Consider the following 3,140-nt stretch of genomic DNA (forward strand, 5'->3'; position numbering starts at 1 on the left):
AAAAGATGGCGACGCCCCCTGTGGGAGCCGGCTCGCCGGCGAAAGGGCTGCGCAGCAGCCCCAAAATCTGTGCTCCACCACCAGCCACCAGGCTGGCACAATACCTGCCATGAACAGACTCCCCACCTGCTGCGCCCCGCTCCAGCACCATTGGCCCCTGCCGCGCCCGGTCCCCGGCGCGGTGCTGGTCAGTTGTGCCTTCGACCCGGCCAAGCTCGCGCCCGATGACTACCAGCGCGCCGGCATCGAGCAGACCGCCAGCCTGCAACGCTCGGTGGCCAAGCGCCAGGCCGAGTACCTGGCCGGTCGGGTCTGCGCCCGCGAGGCGCTACGGATACTCGACGGTCGCAGCTACGCTCCCGCCCCTCATGAAGACCGCTCGCCCATCTGGCCCGCCGGCATCCACGGCTCGATTACCCACGGCCAGGGCTGGGCCGCCGCCGTGGTGGCTACCGATGGCCAATGCCGCGGCCTGGGGCTGGACCAGGAAACCCTGCTCGGCGAAGACCGCGCCGAACGCCTGGCCGGAGAGATCCTCACCCCCGCGGAGCTGGAACGCCTGGACCGCAGCCAACAGGCCCTGGCCGTGACCCTGACCTTCTCGCTCAAGGAAAGCCTGTTCAAGACGCTCTACCCGCTGACGAAAAAGCGCTTCTATTTCGAGCATGCCGAACTGCTGGAATGGTCCAGCGACGGCCACGCCCGCCTGCGCTTGCTCACCGACCTGTCGGCCGAGTGGCGCCACGGTGTCGAACTCGATGGCCAGTTCTGCCTGCAGGACGGCCACCTGCTCAGCCTGATCAGCGTTTAATCGCGTGGCTGCTCCCGCGGCCAGCTCAGGCTGAAACACGCCCCGCCCAGCTGCTCGCTGTGCCCGACCAGGGCGCGGCCGCCATGCCAGTAGATGATCCGCCGCACGATCGACAGCCCCAGGCCATGCCCGCCCGAGGCCCGGGTGCGGCTGTCGTCGAGGCGGGTGAAGGGGGTGAAGATGCGGTGCCACACGCCCTCGGGAATCCCGGGGCCGTCGTCCTCCACATCGATGCGGCAACGCTGCTGTCCCAGGTGATAGCTCACGCGCACTTCGGATTCCGCATGGCGCATGGCATTGCGCACCAGGTTCTGCAGGGCCCGGTGCAGGTAGCGCGGCTCGGCCTCGACCCGGGCGTCGCCGCCGTCGAGCCCGTGGCATTCGCCGCGCACTACCCGCACCTCGGCGCGCAGAGGCGCCAGTTCCTCGATCACTCGCGCCAGCAGCTCGTCCAGGTCCACCACCTGGAAATGCAGGGCCGGCGCGCCCTGCTCCAGGCGGGCGTAGGTCAGCATTTCGTCGACCAGCTTGTCCAGGTCCTGGATATCGCCGTCCATCCCCGCCAGGTGCTTGGCCCGGGCAGCGTCGGTGCTGGCGCTCTCGATCATCTCCAGGCCGAAGCGCAGCCGCGCCACCGGCGTGCGCAACTCGTGGGACACCGCCCGCACCAGCTCGCGCTGCATGGTCAATGAACGTTGCAGGTGCTCGGCCATGCCATTGAAGGCCTCGGCCAGGCGCCCCACCGAGTCGGCATCGCCGGCCGGCACCCGGGTATCGAGGCTGCCCTGGGCGATGCGCGTGGCCGCCACCTCCAGGCCCGACACACGCCGCTCCAGTTGGCGCACCAGCAGGTAGACCACCAGGCCTATCAGGCACAAGCCGAGAAAGGCGATCAGGATCAGCAACTGCGGCGGATAGGGGTTGAGCTGATACAGAGGGCCGATCTCCAGCACCCAGGGCGAGCCGGACAGCCCCGAGAACACGCGGATCGAATCGCCATCCCTGCCCAGGGCCATCACCGTGTCGCCCTCCTCCACCCGGCGACGCTGGTCGTCGTCCAGGGCGGCGCGCTCGATGCGCTGCAGGGCGATGTCGAAACCGAAGCCCTTGCTCTGGCGCAGCTGCGCCAGGCGCGCCTGCTGCTCGGTCACCGGGTAGCGCACCAGCTCGTCGGCCAACAGGTAAAGGGTGGCGCGGGCCAGCTGCTCGCTGATCTGCTTGACCTCGGCCACCAGCAGCAGGTCCTCGTGGCCGACCCGGCGCAGCACCCGGGCAGCATGCGGGCCGGTTTTCTCCACCACCACCAGGTCGCGGTACAGCCGCGCCCGCTGCCCACCGTCGAGGGTGAACGCCGACAGCGGCTGCAGGTCCAGCGGCACGCCAAGCAGGCGCTCCCAGATCACCAGCGAACGGGTGCGCTCCACCGCGTTCTGCTGCGCCAGGTTGTCGGCCATCAGGCTGAAGGTGCCCTGGGCCAGGCGCTCGCGGTGCTGGCCGGCGCGGATCTCGTTGAGCAGGTGCAGGCTCAGCACACCGAGCACGGCCACCAGCACCAGCACCGCGAGCATGCCGCCGTAGATGCGCAGGAAGATCGAGTTCATGGCGCCTCGCCGACGAACAGGTAGCCCTTGCTGCGCAGGGTCTTGATCAGCCGAGGGGTGATCGGGTCGTCGCCGATCTTGGGGCGGATCTTGGAGATGCGCACATCGATGGAGCGGTCTTGGCCGTCGTAGCCGACGCCGCGCAGCGAGGTGAAGATCTCCTCGCGGGACAGCACGCGCCCGGCGTTGCTGGCCAGCAGCCAGAGCAGGTCGAATTCGGCGCCGGTCAGCTCGACCAACTGGCCATGCAGGCGCGCCTCGCGCTGGCGGCTGTCTATATGCAGGGGGCCGAAGGTCAGGTCCTGGCGGCGCTCCGGGGCGTCGCTGCGGCGCAGCAGGGCGTTGATACGCGCCAGCAGCACGCGCGGGCGCACCGGTTTGCACACGTAGTCGTCGGCGCCCAGGTCCAGGCCCTGGACCTGGTCGAGCTCGTCGCTGCGGGCGGTGAGCATGAGGATGGGGCCGGCGTACTGGCCGCGCACGCGGCGGCAGATGCTCAGGCCGTCTTCGCCGGGCAGCATCAGGTCGAGGATCACCAGGTCCGGCTGGCTGTCGATGATACGCCGCGCGGCGCGGCCACCGTCGCCCTCCACCGCCACTTCGAAGCCGTTGGCCTGGAGGTATTCGGCAGTCAGTTCGGCCAGGCGCTGGTCGTCCTCGACGATCAGGATGCGGTTGATTGGCTGGTCCATGGCCTCCCCCTTGTGTGCTGGTCTTTTATTGTTGTT

3 protein-coding genes are annotated in these 3,140 nt (G+C 69.1%); 1 reads left to right on the forward strand and 2 read right to left on the reverse strand.

The features are described 5' to 3' along the window. The first annotated feature begins 109 nt into the window (after positions 1-109). A complete protein-coding gene (locus ACQ4OD_RS26235; protein WP_102683606.1) occupies positions 110-811 on the forward strand; it encodes a 4'-phosphopantetheinyl transferase family protein in 702 nt (233 codons plus the stop codon). On the opposite strand, the gene ACQ4OD_RS26240 is transcribed toward ACQ4OD_RS26235, so the two are convergent. Both ACQ4OD_RS26240 and ACQ4OD_RS26245 read right to left on the reverse strand, forming a co-directional pair. Beyond that, entirely contained in the window at positions 808-2,412 is a 1,605-nt protein-coding gene (locus ACQ4OD_RS26240; RefSeq protein ID WP_102683605.1) for an ATP-binding protein, read from the reverse strand. The genes ACQ4OD_RS26235 and ACQ4OD_RS26240 overlap by 4 nt on opposite strands. Continuing rightward, positions 2,409-3,104 carry a response regulator transcription factor gene (locus ACQ4OD_RS26245; RefSeq protein WP_102683604.1) on the reverse strand — a complete coding sequence of 232 codons (696 nt, stop codon included), beginning with the start codon at positions 3,102-3,104 and terminating at the stop codon, positions 2,409-2,411. The genes ACQ4OD_RS26240 and ACQ4OD_RS26245 overlap by 4 nt, the downstream gene beginning before the upstream one ends. Between the last annotated feature and the right edge of the window lie 36 nt (positions 3,105-3,140).

The organism is Pseudomonas sp. WC1 (genome assembly GCF_050586565.1).
Classification (GTDB): domain Bacteria; phylum Pseudomonadota; class Gammaproteobacteria; order Pseudomonadales; family Pseudomonadaceae; genus Aquipseudomonas.

Coding starts and splice junctions, on each gene's coding strand:
- ACQ4OD_RS26235 (WP_102683606.1), top strand. CDS start 110: ATGAACAGACTCCCCACCTGCTGCGCCCCGCTCCAGCACCATTGGCCC.
- ACQ4OD_RS26240 (WP_102683605.1), bottom strand. CDS start 2,412: ATGAACTCGATCTTCCTGCGCATCTACGGCGGCATGCTCGCGGTGCTG.
- ACQ4OD_RS26245 (WP_102683604.1), bottom strand. CDS start 3,104: ATGGACCAGCCAATCAACCGCATCCTGATCGTCGAGGACGACCAGCGC.